Here is a 17,928-nt window from a genome sequence, read left to right as displayed (position 1 = left end):
ATTTCCGGGGACTGCGCAAGAAAGGTTATTTCTTGCCGGGGATATAGCCATTCAGGATAAGGCCGACATTGGCCCCTTCGAGTTCGACCTCGGTCAGGTCGGTTGCGCCAAAGGCCACGCCGGCAACGTTCGCCTTGGTCAGGTTGGCACCCTTCATCTTGGCTTCGTGGAAGACAGAGTTCCGCAAATCCGCCTGTTCGAAATTGACGCCTGACAGATCGGCCTGCCAAACGGTTCCGGTTTTCTCACCCTTTTTGTCGCGCTGATCGACACCGCCGAAGTGAACCCCCTGAAACACGCCTTCGGTGCAATCCGATCCCGCCATGCGCACGCCATCAAGTACCGCGCCATTCATGCGGATCTTTTGCATGTCGGCTTCGCGCATCGAACACATGGCAAGGATGGTGTCGATGAAAAGCGTGCCGCGCATGATGCATTTGTCAAACACCGCACCGGACAAATCCATGCCCGAGAAATCCATCCCCGAAAGGTCACGGCCCGCCGCAATCATCGGCATGCCGGTCTTGCCACCGGTAGACAGCCACTCGCTATGGCCATTGACCAGAGCACGGATGTCGTCGACCAAGGGTGCACTCGGCGTGCCGCCCCCAATGGAATAGGACGTGTTGGCCTGGGTCAGATCGACATCCTGCAAATCAACATTTCGCAGGTTGGCACCACTGAGATCCGCACCGACAAGTTCCGTTCCGGCAAGTTTCGCGCCCTTGAGGTTGGCATTGCGAAGCTTGGCGCCATTCATCTTGCACCCGGTCAGGTCGGCACCTTCGAGGTTGACGGCAAACATGTTGGCGTCACTCATATCGGTGTTGGCAAGACGCGCACCAGACATGTTGGTGCCAGCCATATTGGCCCCCCACATCATCGCGCCTTCAAGGTCGGCATTCGACATATCGGTTTCGCGTTTGACGGTACGCTCACGCGTGCCTTCGAGAACCACCATGATGCCCGCGCGCAGGTCAATACCGTTCAGGTTGGCATTGCGCAAATTGGTCCGCGCCATGTTTGCACCGCGCAAATCGGCACGTTCAAACGTCGATCCTTCAAGATCGGCTTCGACAAAGTTGGCGCCAAAAAGATCGCAGAAATCAAAGCAGACATCGCGCGCACTTGCCTGAATGAAGTTCGCGCCCGGCAGGACAGCTTCTTTCAGGCTGATCTTGTTCATCTTGATGCGGGAAAGGTTGCCATTGCGCAATTGCATGCGCACGCCGCCCGGCTTTTGATTGAGATATAATTGATGCTTCTTGATCGCATCGATCAATTCCGAACGCGATGACATGTGGCGGATAGCCCCCAAGCTCTAAATCAGTTTTTTATTATTAAGCATTATAGAAAGCAGCAGAACGCCCGCAACGCAATATGTTTAACGCGTTGTATGGAAACGTTTCTGGATTGTTGGGGTATTTGGGCCAAAGCCCTATCCGGATGCACAGCATATCTGCCAGAAAGCGGTGTAAAGACCTACACCTAGTCAGGGATGGTTCCGGTCAGAATCGAGCCGATATTGGCCCCTTCAAGTTCGACTTCGCTAAGATCCGTCTCGCCAAACGCGACACCGGCGACATTGGCCTTACTTAGATTCGCGCCCTTCATGCGCGGTTCATCAAAGACCGAATTGCGAAGATCGGCATGGGAGAAATCGGTTGATTGCAAATCGGCCCGCCAGACTTCACCGGTTTTCTGGCCCTTGGCATCGCGTTGTTCGACCCCGCCGAACTTGACCCCCTGGAACACCGATTTTGTGCAGTTGGCATAGGACATGCGCACACCATTCATGACCGATCCGCTCAGCCGCGCACGGGACAGATCGGCATTGCGCATTGATGCCATCACCAGAATGGTATCAACCAGCAACACACCGCGCAGGATGCAATCATCAAAGCAAGCGGCTGACAGATCAAAACCGGTGAAATCAAGTTCGGTCAGATCGCGCCCCGTCACATCAAGGCGCGCACCCGCAACCCCGCCGCTGGTCAACCATTCGGTATGGGCATTGAGCAAAATACGAATGTCTTCGGGAAGCGGTGTTACCGCCTTGCTGCCGATCGAGTTCGATGTATTGGCCTGCGACAGATCGACATTGGACAAATCAACATTGCGCAGATTGGCCCCGGACAGATCTGTTCCCAACAGAAGGGAGTCCTTGAGCTTGGCCCCCTTGAGGTTGGCGTTTTTGAGCTTTGCCCCCGAAAGGTTACAGCCCGAAAGATCCGCCCCGGCAAGGTTGACGGCAAACATGTTGGCGTCACTCAGATCCGCATCGGCAAGGCGCGCACCGGACATGTTGCTTTCCGACAGGTTGGCACCCGACATCACCGAGCCCTGCAGATCGGCATTGGCCAGATCGGTGTTGCGTTTGACCTTGCGTTCGCGTCCGGCATCAACGATGACCATAACCCCGGATCGAAGGTCCGCCCCCTTGAGGTTGGCGTTGCGCAGCTTTGCACGTGCCATGTTGGCCCCGCGCAAATCAGCCCGCATGAAGCTTGACCCTTCGAGGTCGGCCTCGACGAAGTTGGTGCCGAACAGATCACAGAAATCGAATTTGACGTCGCGGATTGCGGCCTGGATGAAGTTGGCACCGGGCAATACAGCATCTTCAAGACTGATCTTGCTCATCTTGATTCGTGACAGGTTGCCATTGCGCAATTGCAATCGCCGCCCACCCGGTTGCTTCATCACATAGAGCTGATGCTTTTTGATGGCATCAACCAGTTCCGTACGCGTTGTCATTTAGGAGATCGTACCCCCCGGTCGATCAAAAACGGCGATTGATCGCCTTACGTTTTAAAGTCGTTAAAATTGTACCCGTGCTTTGCATGTTACATTCTGACAAAATATGACATTCACACCACAAACAACCTTTATGTAAGTGGTTGATGTTGCTTTACTTATACTGACGTATGTGTTTCCGAAGGCAAAACCTGCGCGTGACAGTCAATTGCTGTGCGGAGAAGGGCAAAATCTTCGAAAATCTGTTATCCTTAAGGATCGAGTCGCTCCGCCGTTCTGCCATCTGCAAATTACCCCAAGAAGAACAAGGTCCGATGCACCACATTCTGTTTGTCGATGACGATACCAACATCCTGAGCGGCTTGCGCCGGCGCTTGCGCAGTGCGCGTCCCGACTGGAATTTGTATTTCGCCAATAGCGGACCAGAGGCCATCGAACTTGCCGAAAGTCGGGATTTTGACGTTATCGTTTCGGACATCCAGATGCCGGGCATGGATGGGGTGACCTTGCTGGAAACCTTGCAGAAAACCCATCCGGATGCGGTGCGCATCATTCTGACCGGTCATGCCGACAACGCATCCTATCTGCGTACCATCGGCCCGGCGCATCAGTTTCTAAGCAAGCCGTGCGACAATGAAACGCTGATCGAAAGCATCGAGAACGCGCTTGGCCTGCGTCAGTTGTTGCGCAGCCCCGAACTTCGCACCCTTGTTGCGGGTTCCAAAAGCCTGGCATCGCCGCCTGATACCTATATGCGGCTTGAAACCGCGTTTTCCGATCCGAACTACTCGCTTGAGACCATCAGCAAGATCGTTGAATCCGACATCGCGCTAACCACCGAAGTTCTGAAACTGACCAATTCATCCTATTTTGCGGTCACACAGAATGTGTCATCGGTGGCACATGCGGTGCGGATGCTGGGCATGGAAACGCTTAAGGCGCTTGCGCTTTTTGTCGGGCTGTATCGCGGGTTTAACGGCCCGCCCAGTCAGGCGGCCAACCTTAAGCGCCTGTGTCATCGATCGCAGCAGATTGGCGTCACAGCCGCGCTGATTGCCGAATATGAACACCTGCCGCGTGAGATTTGCCATGCGGTGCCATCGATCGGGATGTTGAGCCACATCGGGACATTGATCCTTTACACCAACCGGCCCGATGAAATGCAGGCAGTTGTTGAACGGGTCGAAAAGGAAGGCATTTCAATCGATCAGGCCGAGGCCGAACAATTTGGTGCCGGGCATGCCGAAATCGGTGCCTATCTGCTTGGGCTTTGGGGGTTCCCTGCCCCGGTCATTCAGGCGGTTGCCTATCACCATCGGCCAATGGATTTGCCGCACCGGGAAATGACGGCACTGACCGCGATCTATGTTGCGCAACATCTGACCCGGGAAATCGCCGACCGCGATGCCGGCCACGCAGTTGAAAGCACAATCGACCACGATTACCTGACCCAGATCGGCAAGGACGGCCATCTTGACGAGTGGGCCAATATCGCCGCCGTGGTTTCGGAAAAGTATCGCGAACTGACCAACAGCTAGGGCCGCTTAGCCGTCAGGGTGACGGATAAAAAAAGCGGTCCAAAGACCACAACCCTCCACATATGCGGACTATCAAAGACCTCTTGCAGGCCCCATGTATGAAACATGGAGCACACGCATGAGGTGAAAATGAGCGTCATCCTTTTTGTCGATGATGACAAAAATATTCTGGATGGCTTGCGCCGCCGGTTCCGGTCTGTCCGCGCGGGGTGGGAGCTGCTGTTCGCCCATGACGCGGAAAGCGCGCTTGCCAAGGCGGACGAGATCGAACCCGATGTGGTGGTTTCGGACATGCGCATGCCCGGAACCGATGGCGCTGCGCTTTTGACGATCATGCAGGAAAGACACCCGCATACCGCGCGTATCATCCTGTCGGGCTTTGCCGAGGAAGAAGCCATTTTGCGCACGGTTGGCCCGGCACACCAGTATCTGGCCAAACCATGCGATGATCAGATGCTGATTGAAACCATCGAGAACGCCCTTGATCTGCGTAACCTTCTGACCAATCCGGAACTGCGTGCACTTGTTGGCGGGATCGATGCACTGGCATCACCGCCGACCACCTATACCAATCTTGTGAAGGCACTTGAAAACCCGCTGGTCAGCAATGATCAGCTGACTGCGATTGTTGCATCCGACATTGCCTTGACCGCCGAGATCCTGAAGCTGACCAATTCGGCCTATTTTGCGGTCAGCATGAAAATCACCTCGATCTCGCAGGCGATCCGCATGATCGGGATTGATACGCTTAAGGCGCTGGCGCTGTTTATCGGCCTGTTTAGAAGCTTTGATGGCCCCAAACCCGCTGTCGCGCGCATGATGCAGCTTTGCCAGCGCAGCCAGCAGCTTGGCGTGGTGGCGACCCTGATTGCCGAACAGGAAAAACTGCCCAAGGAAGTGATCAACGTGATGGCCGCGGTCGGCATGCTTAGCCACACCGGCAGCCTGATCCTTTATGCCTATCGCGCCAATGAAATGGCCGAGGTCGTCAAACGGGTCGAGGCGGAAAACATCCCGATCTATGTCGCCGAGCGTGATCAATTTGGCGCGGCTCATCCGGAAATCGGCGCCTACCTTCTGGGGCTTTGGGGCTTTCCGAGTGCGATGGTGCAAACGGTTGCCTATCACCATCGCCCGCAAGATACCCCGCACAGCGAAATGAATGCGCTGAGCACGATTTATGTTGCGCAGCATCTGGCGCGCGAAGTCGCGATTGAAGGCAGGACTGGCAAGGCACCGGAAAGCCGGATTGATCTTGAATATCTTGAACGTCTGGGCAAGGCCGACCGGTTGCCGGTCTGGCGCGAAACCGCGCGCGTTGTCGAACAGAAATACCGCGAAATGGACAAGTGAGGGAGACAGATGATGACACAGAATCCCCCTGTACTCTTTGTTGATGACGATGAAAATTTGCTGATGGGGCTCAAGCGCAAATTGCGCGGCAAATTCGAAGTCGACACGGCCGTCGGCCCGCTTCAGGCACTTGATAAAATCAAGGCTGGCCGGAAATATGCCGTCTGCGTTGCCGACATGCGCATGCCCGAAATGGATGGTGTGCAACTGCTTGCCGAGGTCGCCAAACTGAGCCCCGATACGGTGAACATGATGCTGACCGGTAATGCTGATCAGCACACCGCGGTCGAGGCGATCAATCGCGGCCATATCTTTCGCTTTTTCAACAAGCCCTGCGAAGATGAAGACCTGATTGCCGGGGTAAATGCGGGATTGCGTCAGTACCAACTGATCACGGCCGAAAAGGCCCTGATCGAGCAGACCTTGGCCGGCAGTGTAAAGGTCCTGACCGAGGTCCTTGCCCAACTCAACCCGACGATTTTTGGCAAGGCGATGCGTGCCAAGACCTGGTGCGATAAGATTGCAAAGGCAATCCAATATCCCCATCCGTGGGAATTGGGGCTGGCCGCACTGCTCGCCCCGATTGGTTATGTTTCCCTGCCGCCGGAAATCCTTGCGCGCCTTGGGGATGAAAAGCCGCTTCAGCCGCTTGAGCGCGATGTGGTTCGGCGCACGCCGGAAGTCGCGCGCGGTCTTATTTCCAATATCCCGCGCCTCGAACAGGTTGCAGGCATCGTCTATTTGCAGAACCGCAATTTTGATGGATCAGGCTTCCCGGCCGAGGGCCCGGTAGGCACGAACATTCCGCTGGGTGCGCGTGTGCTTCGGATCTTCAATGACCTTGGCAAGATTGTGGATAGTGATCTTGTCGTCAAACAGCACTTTGACGAGCTGCGCCATAAACCTGAACGCTATGACCCGGACTTGCTGGATCAGATCGAGGCCATCCTTGCGACAGAAGACCCGTCTTATGACAAGGTCGCCTATCCGCAAGGGACCGAACATGACATCCTGCTCAAGAACCTGCGCATGGGTGATTTCCTGCTGACCGATATTGAAACCCGTCAGGGGCATATCCTGCTGACACACGGCAATTATGTTTCCGAAATTCAGCTGCAGCGGCTGCGCGTGTTTCAGGAACTGCATCAGTTCCACGAGCCCATTCGCGTCCGGCGCGGCGGCGATGACCCGGTTTCCGCAGGCGGAGCAGCCTGATGTCTGACAAGATTGAAAACTTGCACGACACCAAGATCCTGAGCGGCACCTCCGATCTCTCATTGGGCTCGGATCTGCTTGAGGCGGCACAGGAAATTGACGCACCTGAGGATGTCCGCGCACGTTTCATGGCGCTTCTGACCGAGCAAAAACGCCGCAAACAGGAAACTACACAACGGCTCAAGACCATTCTTGATAGCGTTGTCGAGGGTATCCTGATTATTGATGCCACGGGGATGATTCAGGATTTCAACAAATCGGCGGCGGAAATCCTGCGCGCGACCGGCGATGAGCTTCTGGGGACATCGGTCGATGTCATGTTCATTGATCGCAAGGCCACCGTGCGCCACAAACTTCTGAACCGCTGCATCAATATCAGCAGTGGCGTTCTGAAATATGATTATACCGAAACCATGGCCCAGCGCCTTGATGGTGACAGCTTCCCGATGGAAATCATCGTCAGCCCGGCCAATTTCAGCTCCGAGATGAGCTATCTTTACATCTTCCGCGATATCACCCGCCGCAAAACCGCCGAAGAAGCACAGAAGAAGCTTGAGGAAGACCTGCGCGAGGCACTCAAGCTTGAAGCGATTGGTCATCTGGCTGGCGGCATTGCGCATGAAATCAACACGCCCAGCCAATATATCCGCGATAACCTGAAATTCCTTAATGACAGCTATGGATCGCTGTCACGGATGCTGGGGTCAGCACTTCAAACGCTTTGGAAGAACCGTGCGCATCTGCCGCCCAACACGTTTGAGGATTTCGCCCGCCAAATGCGTAGTTCCGATCTGGAATTCCTGCTTGAGGAAATCCCGCACGCGACGCAGCAGTCGCTTGACGGGATCAATCAGGTCGCCCGGATCGTGCTGTCGATGAAGGAATTCTCCCACCCCGGCGGGGCCGAGAAAACCACCACCGATATCAACCGGGTTCTTTCGAACGTGATCGTGATTTCGCGCAATGAATGGAAGCACAATGCCGACATCACTGAAAAGTTCGATCCGGAAATCCCGCATATCCCGTGCCATATCAACGAGGTCAATCAGGTCTTCCTCAACCTGATCGTCAATGCCGCGCAGGCCATTCAGGCCGCCGGGCGCAAACCCGATGAAGGCCATATCACGGTCAAGACGACATCGCTTGATGACAGCATCTTGATTTCGATTTCCGATAACGGCACCGGCATTGCCAAGGAAGATCGGTCAAAGGTCTTCAACCCGTTCTTCACCACCAAGGAAGTCGGCAAGGGCACGGGACAAGGGCTTTCGATCACCCATGACATCGTCACTGTGCGGCATGGCGGGCGCATCTGGTTTGAAACCGAAATCGGCAAGGGAACGACATTCCATGTCCTTCTGCCCGCCGAAGACAGGACCGGCAAAAAGCCCGAGGAAAAAGCAGCGAAAGCCTGAAGACGTTATCGCGGGGCAAACAGGATAATGCCCGCCCCCAAAAGGCAAACCAGCAAACCGGTCACATCCCAGCGATCGGGCATGCTGCGTTCGACCACCCACATCCAGAAGATCGAGGCGGTGATATAAACCCCGCCATAGGCGGCATAGGCCCGCCCGGCAAAGTCGGCTTCAACCCGGGTCAGAAGCCAGGCAAAGACAATGAGCGAGAGGACACCGGGCACGACCCAAAGGATCGATTTGCCGGACCGCAGCCAGGCCCAGAAGGCAAAACATCCGGCAATTTCGGCAATGGCCGCAACGATATAGGCCGCAATGCTTTGCATTCGTTCCCCGTTTGGTGATGAGCAATCAGAAGGCCGGGCGCAAGTCACCCGCATATTTGCCCGCCCAGTTGGTCAGAACCGGGGTGAGATGTTTTTTAAGCACCTCGGCACGGGCATCATCAATCACGCCATGTTTGCGCAAGATCGCGCCCATCGCAACCTCTGCCCCGCGCTGGGTGCCATCGTCAATCTTGAGCGCCACACCAAGTCCCTGTTTCGGGAAGGCCGCGCAATAAACGCCCTCTGCCCCGACCTTGACCAGCGCGTCCTCGCCGCATTCTTCCATGATCGCACTGCAGAACCGCCCGGTCCCCGCCACCATGAACGGTGCTTTTGCGCAGCCCTTGCGAATGCGTTTGATGGCATTTGCGCGCGTTTCGGAAAGACCCGCAGGATCGGCCATGCGGGCCATAGCAAGACCCAGATCACGAAGGCGCATACCGATCACCGGAATGCCGCAGCCATCAATACCGCGCGGGCTGGAAGACAGATCGCAATCACCCATTTCCTCAAGCACCTTGATCAGGCGCTGCTGCACCGGGTGCTGTTCTTCAATATAGCCTGCGGGATCTTCGCCAAGATGCTGCGCGGTCGACAGGAACCCGGCATGCTTGCCCGAGCAATTATTATGCGCCTTGGTCAGTTTGACATGATCAGCGGCCTGCTTGATCGCGGCATTCAGGCTAAGTGAATAATGCGGTGCGCATTCAAGCGTATCAACCGACAGCCCGACATGGTCAAGCCATGCAGCAACCGTATTGGCATGTTCTTCCTCGCCATTATGCGAGGAGCAGGCCAATGCAATGTGTTTATCCTCAAGACCAAAGGCATCGGCCGCACCACTTTCAATCAGCGGGATCGCCAGAAGCGGCTTGATGGCAGAACGTGGATACATCAGCGCGTCAATATCGCCGCCTTCATCAATTACCGTGCCATCCGATTTCATCACCACGTAACGACCACGGTGAAAACTTTCGACCATCGCACCACGGGTGGCTTCGACAAGGATCGGGTTGGCAGCAATAGACTGGGGCATTGCGGGGAGCTCCGGGACTTGATGGATTTGGCGGTGGACCGGGGTATGAACCCCGATCATGCTATGCCCGAAATATGGGAATGAAGGCAAGCAAGACCAGCCTTTGCAGATATAAAAAAACGCCCTGCCAGATGCAGAGCGTTTGTCGCCTTAATATGATGATATACGCGCTTAACAGGCGCTCATGGAATTGCCCAGAACGCGGTTGAGCTGTTCGAGTACAACCTTCGGGCTGGCATCCTTGCTGATGAAATCAGCAGCCCCCAGCGCATCGGCCTGTGCCCGGGTATCGGCGTCATAATGGGCCGAGAAGAAGAAGACCGGCACATTTTCGCTATTGGGATAGCGGCGGCGGATTTCGCAGAAGGCTTCAAAGCCGCTCATGCCCGGCATTTCGATATCCAGAATGATGGCATTCGGACACATGCCGTCAAGCTGATCGATCAGATCATCGGCACAATCAAAACCGGCCACGTCATATCCGGCGCGGCGCAGCACTGTTTCAAGGGCTGCCTTGGCGCTGGGACTGTCGTCGGCGAACGCAACAAGTCCATCAGGACAGAATTGCGACGGCATGGCGCTGAGCGCGTTCATGGATGGCGATACTCCGAGAATTGGGACAAGTCCAAACTGGCAGATGAAAATGTCAAATTGGTTAAACCCGCCAAATTTTTGCCACGCAATGTTCTGCCTTCATCCCGATCTTGCACCTGTTCCGCGAAAGTATAAGGCCGTTATGAACCTCGCCACGTGGCACGCCAATCTCACCAGACCCGGTAAAACCCAATGTTTCCGGCGACATAACGTTACGGAAACCTGATTTGCCGGGTGGCATATCCGCCTAAATAGGTATTTCCATGCCTATTTACGGAATTAGGAGCAGGTGCTATAAACCGCCATGTCGCGAATGTGACCGGAAAACATGGTCGGGAATCTGGTGCGGCCCTGCCCTTTTACGGGTGGCCAAGCCCGGAACTGCCCCCGCAACTGTAAGCGCAAAGGCCTTATTTGCAGGCGTTTGCACGAGTCAGAATACCGATGGTGTTTTCTTGGCATGAATGGGCCGGGCGGGGTGTACCGGGTACTGGGAATCCGTAGTAGAATAGAATTTGGCAACGTTCCGGGCAGAGACCCCATATGGAGTCGCATAATGGCCGGAACAAACCAAGCCGGGAGAAACCATGTCCGACCCGCTAAAGCTCGCATCCGAATTTCCATCTGCTGATTACGCAAGTTGGCGCAAGCTTGCCGAGGAGGCCCTTAAAGGCGCCCCGTTCGAGAAGAAGCTTGTCACCAATACGCTTGATGGTTTTTCCGTCCAGCCGATCTATACCGCCGATGATCAGGATGACGCGACCCGGCTGATCCATGAAGTTCTTAATGCCACGGTCGAGCCGCGCGAAACCGTTACCGGGTGGGACATCCGCCAGCTTCATACCCATCCCGATCCCAAGGCGACCAATGCCGCGATCCTTGAGGATCTTGAAAACGGCGCCACTTCGATCACGCTGAAACTTGATGCCGCTGCCCGCGCCGGGCGCGAAATCAGTTCTGCAGAAGTGGGCGTGGACGGCATTGCCATTCATTGTCTGGCCGATCTCGATGCTGCCCTTGATGATGTTTACACCGACCTTGCCACCGTCGGGCTTGATGGCGGGGCGGCTGGCGTCCCGGCCGCAGCCCTTCTGGCCGCACATATTGCCAATACCGATGGTGCAGATGAAGCAGCACCGACCTTTAACATCGATCCGATCGGAACCCTGGCCGCGACCGGCACCCTGCCCTGTGGCGCCAAGGAAGCGGTTGATCATGCGGCAAGTGTCGCGGTTGAGCTGATTGATCTGTTCCCGCTAGCAACTGCGATTTCGGTGAATGGTGCACCTTATTATAATGCCGGTGCCACCGATGGTCAGGAACTGGCCTGCCTGCTGGCAAGCGGGGTGACCTATTTGCGGGCCCTGACCGATGCCGGGATGGCCGTTGATCAGGCCGCAGGTGCGATGGTGTTTAACGTTGCCATCGGCACCGACTTCTTTGCCGGGATCGCCAAGCTGCGTGCGCTTCGCATGATGTGGAGCCGCGTTCTTTCGGCATCGGGTGCACAAGATGCGACGATCACGATCAATGCGGTTTCGGCCGAAATGGCGATGACCAAGGTTGATCCGTGGGTCAATATGCTCCGCACCACAGTCACAAGCTTTGCCGCCGGTCTGGGCGGTGCGGATAGTGTGACCTGCCTGCCCTATGATCATCTGGTCGGCCTGCCCGATGGCTTTGCACGCCGCATTGCGCGCAACACCCAACTGATCTTGCAGGAAGAAAGCAATGTGCACCGGGTGATCGACCCGGCAGGGGGTTCGTGGTTCATCGAAAACCTGACCAAGGAACTGGCAAAGACCGCATGGTCGAAGTTCCAGGCACTTGAATCATCTGGCGGGATCCTGAGTGCGCTTGCCGATGGCAGCCTGAAGACCGAGATCGAGACCGTCTGGAACGCACGTGAAAAACGCCTTGCCACCCGTCGTGATCCGCTGACCGGTGTTTCGGAATTCCCCAATATCGCGGAAGCCAAGGTCGCGTGCGAAGCCCCCGACCTTGATGCGATCATTGCCGATGCCAAGGCGCGCCAGACCAAGTTTGACGGCACGGTCGGCAAAAGCCTTTCGGCCATGATCGAGGCCGCCCGCGAAGGCGCCACCATCGGGCATATGTTTACCGATCTTTATGGTACCAGTGCTGCGACCCGTATCGGCGCACTGCCTGCCCATCGTCTTTCGGAAAGTTATGAGGCGCTTCGCAAGCGCTCCGATAGCCACAAGGCAAAGACCGGTGCCTTCCCGCAGGTCTTCCTCGCCAATCTTGGCAAGGTCGCCCAGCACACCGCACGCGCGACCTTTGCACGCAACTTCTTTGAAGCAGGCGGCATTGAAGCCATCACCAATAACGGCTTTGAAACGGCCGATGCGCTCGCATCCGCCTTTGCCGAAAGTGGCGCCAAAATCGCCGTGATTTGCGGGTCCGACCCGCAATACGCAGACATGGCAGCCGACGTTGCCAAGGCACTTAAATCCAAAGGGGCCAGCCTCGTTTATCTTGCCGGCAATCCCGGCGATGCGAGGTCCGCTTACGAGGCCGCCGGCATTGATGAATTTGTCTTTGTCGGGGCCGACGTTCTTGGCATTTGCGGTGCCGCACTTGATCATCTTCTTGGCAAACAGGGGGAGAAATAACCATGACCCGCATTCCTGATTTCTCCGACCTTCCGCTGTTTGATGGCGCATCCGCCGGTGCCAAGGACCCGTTTGAAAGCACGCCCTGGACCACGCCAGAAGGGATTGATGTCAAATCATCCTATGGGCCCAGGGATCTGGACGGGATTGACCATTTAAACACCATGCCGGGCATGCCGCCGTTCTTGCGCGGTCCTTATCCGACCATGTATGTGCAGCGTCCATGGACGATCCGCCAATATGCCGGTTTCTCGACCGCAGAAGAATCCAACGCGTTTTATCGCCGTAACCTTGCCGCCGGGCAAAAGGGCCTTTCGATTGCCTTCGATCTGGCCACCCACCGTGGCTATGACAGTGATCATCCGCGCGTTGCGGGCGACGTTGGCATGGCCGGTGTGGCGATTGACAGCATCTATGACATGCGCACCCTTTTTGATGGCATCCCGCTTGATCAGATGTCGGTTTCCATGACCATGAATGGTGCGGTTCTGCCCGTCATGGCGCTTTATATCGCAGCCGCCGAAGAACAGGGCGTGAAGCATGAACAGCTTTCGGGCACCATTCAGAATGACATTCTGAAAGAATTCATGGTGCGCAACACCTATATCTATCCGCCGAAACCATCGATGCGCATCATTTCGGACATCTTTGCCTTTACCTCGCAAAACATGCCGAAATTCAACTCGATCTCGATTTCCGGCTATCACATGCAGGAAGCCGGTGCGACGGCCGATCTTGAGCTGGCCTATACACTGGCTGATGGCATTGAATATGCCCGTGCCGGTCAGGCGGCGGGTCTTCCGATTGATAAATTCGCACCGCGTCTGTCGTTCTTCTGGGCGATTGGGATGAACTTCTTCATGGAAATCGCCAAGATGCGTGCCGCACGCATGATCTGGGCCAAGCTGATCAAGCAGTTCGATCCGCAAAACCCGAAATCGCTGTCGCTGCGCACCCACAGCCAGACCTCGGGCTGGTCGCTGACCGCACAGGACGTGTTTAACAACGTCATCCGTACCTGTGTTGAGGCGATGGCATCCACACAGGGCCACACCCAGTCGCTGCATACCAATGCACTGGATGAAGCATTGGCGCTACCGACCGATTTCTCGGCCCGGATTGCCCGTAACACCCAGTTGTTCCTGCAACAGGAAAGCGGCACCACCAATGTCATCGATCCGTGGGGCGGTTCATATTATGTCGAACGCCTGACGCGCGATCTGGCCGAAAAGGCATGGGCGCATATCGCGGAAGTCGAAGAACAGGGTGGCATGGCCAAGGCGATTGAGGCCGGCATTCCGAAAATGCGCATTGAAGAAGCCGCGGCACGCACGCAGGCCCGCATCGATAGCGGCCGCCAGAGCCTTGTGGGCGTAAACAAATACCGTGTGACCGATGATCGCCCGGTCGATGTTCTTCAGGTCGATAACGCCGAAGTCCGTCGCCAGCAGATCGCGAAACTTGAACGCTTGCGCGCAGAACGTGATAACGCTGCTGTTGAAAGTGCGCTGACGGCGCTGACCAATGCGGCCGATGGCGGCAATGGCAACCTGCTTGAGCTTGCTGTCGAAGCTGCCCGTGCAAAATGCACGGTGGGCGAGATTTCCGATGCGCTTGAAAAGGTCTATGGCCGTCATCAGGCGGTGATCCGCTCCATCTCGGGCGTTTATAAAACCGAAGTCGGGGCCGATAACGAAGCGCTGGCCAAGGTTGATCGCCTGATCACAACGTTCGAGGCCAATGAAGGCCGCCGTCCGCGTATCCTGATCGCCAAGATGGGTCAGGATGGTCATGACCGTGGTCAGAAGGTGATTGCCACCGCCTTTGCCGACTTGGGCTTTGATGTTGATATCGGCCCGCTGTTCCAGACCCCGGAAGAAGCCGCAAAGCAGGCGGTTGAAAACGATGTTCATATCGTTGGGGCAAGTTCGCTTGCGGCTGGTCACCTGACGCTTGTGCCGCAATTGCGGGCGGAACTGGACAAGCTTGGCCGTGAAGACATCATGATTGTTGCCGGGGGCGTGATCCCGCCGCAGGACTTCGACAAACTGTTCGAAGCCGGGGCCGAGGCGATCTTCCCGCCCGGAACGGTCATTGCCGAAGCTGCGGGCGACCTGCTAGAAAAGCTTAATCAGTCTGGTGAGGAAGCGGCTTAACCGCCCCTTCCCTGCCACGATACCCCGCTTTGCTGGCAGAAGACGCGCCAAATTCTAAGGAACGCCTGGTGAAAGAAACGCTGCGTACCATACCTGCAGGCTCGGGCCGCACGGTCAGCCCGCGCAAGGCCGTGCGCAGACGTGTGCTTTCGACCGATGAAATCGTCAAAGGTGTTCTTGCAGGTGATCGCACCATTTTGTCGCGGGCCATCACGCTGGTCGAAAGCCGCAATCCCAAACATTTCGAGCAGGCGCAAGCCGTGCTGGCGCAATTGATGCCCGACACGGGCGGGTCGCAGCGCATTGGCATTACCGGTGTGCCCGGTGTCGGCAAATCGACTTTTATCGAGGCATTTGGCAAGAACCTGACCAAGGCTGGTAAAAAGGTTGCCGTGCTGGCGGTTGATCCGACCAGTGCGCGATCAGGTGGCTCCATCCTGGGCGACAAGACCCGGATGAACGAGCTTTCGATTGATCCCAATGCCTATATCCGCCCATCCCCCAGCAGTGGCTATCTGGGTGGGGTCAATCGCATGACGCGTGAGACGATCCTGCTTTGTGAGGCGGCCGGTTTTGATGTGGTTCTGGTTGAAACCGTGGGGGCCGGGCAAAGCGAAACCATGGTCGCGCAGATGACCGACTTCTTCCTTGTTCTGATGTTGCCCGGTGCGGGCGATGAGCTTCAGGGCATAAAGAAGGGCGTTCTTGAAATTGCCGATCTGATCGCGGTGAACAAGGCCGATGCCGATCCGGCCAAGGCGCGCGAAGCCAAACGTGAATATTCGTCTGCCCTTCGGATCATGCAGCCAACCAGCAAGCATTGGCGGCCGCAATCGGTGATGGTTTCGGCCCTCATCAATGACGGGCTTGACAACATCTGGGATCTGATCAACCAGCACCGCACGGTGATGGAAAAGGAAGGCGAATTCGCCGCCAAGCGTGCGCGTCAGCAACATGACTGGATGTGGACGATGCTGCGCGACCGGTTGCTTGAAACCTTTACCGCGCGTGATGACGTGGCAAGCCGGCTTCAGGCGCTTGAGGATGACGTGTTATCCGGCACCACCAACCCGACCGCCGCGGTCGAGGAATTGCTGGGTCTCATCAAGACCGCTGCCAAATAGGCAAAACAAAAGGCCGCACGCAAAGCGATACGGCCTTTAACGAGCTGGATGGTCAGCAGCTTACTTGCTTTCTTCAGCCTTGAGCTTTTCCTTCAGGATTTTAAGCTTTGCCACCGCATCATTGATTTCCTGATCAAGATGCTTGAGGCCTTCGCGCTTTTCGCTCGGCACGGCTTCGAGTTCATCCAGGGCTTTTTCTACGATATACAGCATCCCACGATCCTCCTTATTTCGATATCGGCGACGTTACATTGGTGCTTGCGCACCACGAACGTTCACGCTGGTTAACATAGCACCTAGCATGGACCAACCGATGTTTAAATTCCAAGACATGGATCAAGAATAATCCGAAACTGTCAGCTTGCGGTCTGTTCGAGACGTTCTTTTAGAACCTGAAGGCTCTCGGATGTGGATTGCAGGATCTGATCAAGGCCGGATAGTTTTTCGCGGGTTTCGCGTGATACAGCTTCGACTTCGTCAAGCGCGCTTTCAAAGATATAGAGCATGAAGTTGCCCTTTCATTGTTGTTTTTGATGGTTCAAAGCTAGCGCTTAAATTCGCTGAAACCGTGTCAGCAATGCGCTATTTCTGCCGCATTTCGCAAAGCGTACGCGCAGGACGGCAAGGCTGGTCTGTGATTTTTCACCGGCAGGTTTGGGCCAATTATGGTAAAAGCCGCCAACTGATTTTCTGAGACTGGGTTAAACCGCGATGACGCACCTGGTGCTGGCACCAATGGAGGGACTTGTTGACTGGCGCGTTCGGCAATTGCTGAGTGCGACCGGCGGGTTCGACCTGTGCGTGACCGAGTTTATCCGGGTGTCGCAGAACCTGTTTCCAGCCCACGTGTTTCATCGCTATTGCCCGGAACTTCTCAATGGCGGCAAGACGCTTTCGGGGGTGCCGGTTCTGGTACAGTTGATGGGTCATGACCCGGAACTGATGGGCGAAAACGCCGTTGTTGCGGTCGAGCTTGGTGCACCGGGCATTGATATCAATTTCGGCTGCCCGTCCAAGACCGTGAACAAGCGCGAAGCCGGTGCGTCGCTTTTGAAATGCCCGGAAAATCTTTATGAAATCGTCTCGGCCGTGCGCCGAGCGGTCCCGGACCACATCCCGGTCAGCGCCAAGGTTCGGCTTGGATATTCCGACAAGGAGATGTTCCTTGATATCGCGCGTGCGGTCGAGGCCGGCGGGGCACAGCATCTGACCGTGCATGCGCGCACCAAGATGGAAGGCTATAAACCGCCAGCCCATTGGGAATACCTTGCGCGCATCCGCGAAGCCATTTCGATCGGCATGACCGGCAATGGCGAAATCTGGGATGTGGCGGATTACGAGAAATGCCGCGACATTTCCGGCTGCGACAGCTTCATGCTGGGCCGTGGTGCGATTGCCGCACCCGATCTTGCAAGCCGCATCAAGGCATTTGAAAATGGTACGCGGGTGCCACGCGAAAGCTGGTCTGATGTATTGGCGATGCTGCTGGCCTATTGCGATTTGATGGCGTCAGACGGTGCATCGGAAAACCATCAGGCCGGGCGCATCAAACAATGGATGGCCCTGATCCGCAAAAGCCATCCGCAGGGCGAAACCTGCTTTGACGAGATCAAACGCATCCGCGCGATTGACGAACTGCGCGCCAAGCTGCGCTTTGATATGTCATTACCGGAAAATCAACGGACAAATGACCTGATTGCTGCGGAATAGCCAATCTATCGAGCCAATAACCCTAAAAGAAAACGGGCGGTCGTCATGACCGCCCGTTTTTATTCGATCAG

The 17,928-nt window shown here is 56.0% G+C and carries 15 protein-coding genes and 1 riboswitch; of the genes, 8 read left to right on the top strand and 7 right to left on the bottom strand.

Annotated elements, in window-relative coordinates:
* Positions 1–25: 25 nt before the first annotated feature.
* Together CMO10_RS04320 and CMO10_RS04315 are read right to left on the bottom strand one after the other, a co-directional pair.
* Positions 26–1,300: a pentapeptide repeat-containing protein gene (locus CMO10_RS04320; RefSeq protein WP_297019033.1), complete on the bottom strand. Its 1,275-nt coding sequence runs from the start codon at positions 1,298–1,300 to the stop codon at positions 26–28.
* A gap of 188 nt (positions 1,301–1,488) precedes the next feature.
* Complete coding sequence (locus CMO10_RS04315) at positions 1,489–2,754, bottom strand: pentapeptide repeat-containing protein (protein ID WP_297019032.1); 1,266 nt, start codon at positions 2,752–2,754, stop codon at positions 1,489–1,491.
* Between the two features lie 314 nt (positions 2,755–3,068).
* On the opposite strand from CMO10_RS04315, the gene CMO10_RS04310 reads away from it, so the two are divergent.
* From CMO10_RS04310 to CMO10_RS04295, 4 genes are all read left to right on the top strand, one after another.
* The gene (locus tag CMO10_RS04310; protein ID WP_297019031.1) at positions 3,069–4,292 is read left to right on the top strand and encodes a response regulator; all 1,224 of its coding nucleotides are present in this window, start codon (positions 3,069–3,071) and stop codon (positions 4,290–4,292) included.
* A gap of 129 nt (positions 4,293–4,421) precedes the next feature.
* Positions 4,422–5,645: a response regulator gene (locus CMO10_RS04305; protein WP_297019030.1), complete on the top strand. Its 1,224-nt coding sequence runs from the start codon at positions 4,422–4,424 to the stop codon at positions 5,643–5,645.
* A 12-nt stretch (positions 5,646–5,657) separates the two neighbouring features.
* Positions 5,658–6,860 (top strand): HD domain-containing phosphohydrolase, encoded by a 1,203-nt coding sequence (locus CMO10_RS04300; RefSeq protein ID WP_297019029.1) that lies wholly within the window; start codon positions 5,658–5,660, stop codon positions 6,858–6,860.
* Positions 6,860–8,275: a two-component system sensor histidine kinase NtrB gene (locus CMO10_RS04295; protein ID WP_297019028.1), complete on the top strand. Its 1,416-nt coding sequence runs from the start codon at positions 6,860–6,862 to the stop codon at positions 8,273–8,275. Before CMO10_RS04300 ends, CMO10_RS04295 begins: the two co-directional genes overlap by 1 nt.
* A gap of 5 nt (positions 8,276–8,280) precedes the next feature.
* On the opposite strand, the gene CMO10_RS04290 is transcribed toward CMO10_RS04295, so the two are convergent.
* From CMO10_RS04290 to CMO10_RS04280, 3 genes are all read right to left on the bottom strand, one after another.
* Positions 8,281–8,601, bottom strand: coding sequence for a YnfA family protein (locus tag CMO10_RS04290; RefSeq protein WP_297019027.1), 321 nt, complete (start codon positions 8,599–8,601; stop codon positions 8,281–8,283).
* 25 nt (positions 8,602–8,626) lie between these two features.
* Positions 8,627–9,637 carry an asparaginase gene (locus CMO10_RS04285; RefSeq protein WP_297019026.1) on the bottom strand — a complete coding sequence of 337 codons (1,011 nt, stop codon included), beginning with the start codon at positions 9,635–9,637 and terminating at the stop codon, positions 8,627–8,629.
* Between the two features lie 171 nt (positions 9,638–9,808).
* Complete coding sequence (locus tag CMO10_RS04280; protein ID WP_044829281.1) at positions 9,809–10,231, bottom strand: response regulator; 423 nt, start codon at positions 10,229–10,231, stop codon at positions 9,809–9,811.
* Between the two features lie 285 nt (positions 10,232–10,516).
* Positions 10,517–10,695, top strand: a riboswitch (cobalamin riboswitch).
* 123 nt (positions 10,696–10,818) lie between these two features.
* Between CMO10_RS04280 and CMO10_RS04275 the strand changes: the two genes are divergently transcribed.
* The 3 genes from CMO10_RS04275 to meaB all read left to right on the top strand — a co-directional run bounded on the left by CMO10_RS04275 (position 10,819) and on the right by meaB (position 16,147).
* Positions 10,819–12,867, top strand: coding sequence for a methylmalonyl-CoA mutase family protein (locus tag CMO10_RS04275; RefSeq protein WP_297019025.1), 2,049 nt, complete (start codon positions 10,819–10,821; stop codon positions 12,865–12,867).
* Positions 12,868–12,869: 2 nt separating this feature from the next.
* Positions 12,870–15,023 (top strand): methylmalonyl-CoA mutase, encoded by a 2,154-nt coding sequence (gene scpA / locus CMO10_RS04270; protein ID WP_297019024.1) that lies wholly within the window; start codon positions 12,870–12,872, stop codon positions 15,021–15,023.
* Positions 15,024–15,091: 68 nt separating this feature from the next.
* Entirely contained in the window at positions 15,092–16,147 is a 1,056-nt protein-coding gene (gene meaB, locus CMO10_RS04265) for a methylmalonyl Co-A mutase-associated GTPase MeaB (protein WP_297019023.1), read from the top strand.
* 60 nt (positions 16,148–16,207) lie between these two features.
* Here the strand turns inward: meaB and CMO10_RS04260 are convergent, their stop codons facing one another.
* Positions 16,208–16,360 carry a hypothetical protein gene (locus CMO10_RS04260; RefSeq protein ID WP_297019022.1) on the bottom strand — a complete coding sequence of 51 codons (153 nt, stop codon included), beginning with the start codon at positions 16,358–16,360 and terminating at the stop codon, positions 16,208–16,210.
* A 143-nt stretch (positions 16,361–16,503) separates the two neighbouring features.
* Positions 16,504–16,653, bottom strand: coding sequence for a hypothetical protein (locus CMO10_RS04255; RefSeq protein ID WP_161794633.1), 150 nt, complete (start codon positions 16,651–16,653; stop codon positions 16,504–16,506).
* 205 nt (positions 16,654–16,858) lie between these two features.
* Between CMO10_RS04255 and CMO10_RS04250 the strand changes: the two genes are divergently transcribed.
* Positions 16,859–17,857: a tRNA dihydrouridine synthase gene (locus tag CMO10_RS04250; RefSeq protein WP_297019021.1), complete on the top strand. Its 999-nt coding sequence runs from the start codon at positions 16,859–16,861 to the stop codon at positions 17,855–17,857.
* Positions 17,858–17,928: the final 71 nt, after the last annotated feature.

Origin of the sequence: Thalassospira sp., assembly GCF_002709775.1 — a bacterium.
Taxonomy (GTDB): domain Bacteria; phylum Pseudomonadota; class Alphaproteobacteria; order Rhodospirillales; family Thalassospiraceae; genus Thalassospira.
The sequence above is the reverse complement of the archived record's forward strand: the minus strand, read 5'-3'. Positions and strand labels throughout refer to the sequence as shown.